This is a genomic window from Nosocomiicoccus sp. HMSC059G07 (genome assembly GCF_001815515.1).
In the GTDB taxonomy this organism is placed as follows: Bacteria; Bacillota; Bacilli; order Staphylococcales; family Salinicoccaceae; genus Nosocomiicoccus; species Nosocomiicoccus ampullae_A.
Map to the genome: position 1 here is coordinate 30,778 of NZ_KV820866.1, position 435 is coordinate 31,212.

Consider the following 435-nt stretch of genomic DNA (forward strand, 5'->3'; position numbering starts at 1 on the left):
TGAAGATTCTTCAAGAAGTGTTCTTTGGATTTATTATTGCTTATTTATTTGCGAAGTGGTGGAAAGAGGAGTCTAGAGATCCAGATGAAATTACGCGCGAATCATTAGAAAGAGCAAATGAGCGTAAAAAGTTAGAAGAATTATATAGATAATAGAGGGTTGAATTATGAATTTGCATTTTATACTACCAACGATTAGTACGTCATTTATCGTATTAAGTGCGATAATGATGGCAATTGGACTTTACAAAATGTTTAAGAAAAGAGACCTTGCTGGTCACGATAAGTTTATGACATTAAGTGCATGGTTTGCGTTAATTTTCTTTATCATTTACTTATCAAAAACAGTATTTTTAGGAAGTACGCAGTTTGGTGGACCTGAACATCTCGTAACTTACTATGTTGTATTTTTAATTTCTCATATTATCTTATCTAC

At 31.7% G+C, this 435-nt stretch carries 1 protein-coding gene; it reads left to right on the forward strand.

The window, feature by feature from the left end; genetic code table 11:
- Positions 1 to 166: 166 nt before the first annotated feature.
- Positions 167 to 435, forward strand: a 269-nt coding sequence (locus HMPREF3029_RS07505; RefSeq protein ID WP_144265448.1) for a DUF420 domain-containing protein, incomplete at its 3' end; no start/stop codon positions are given.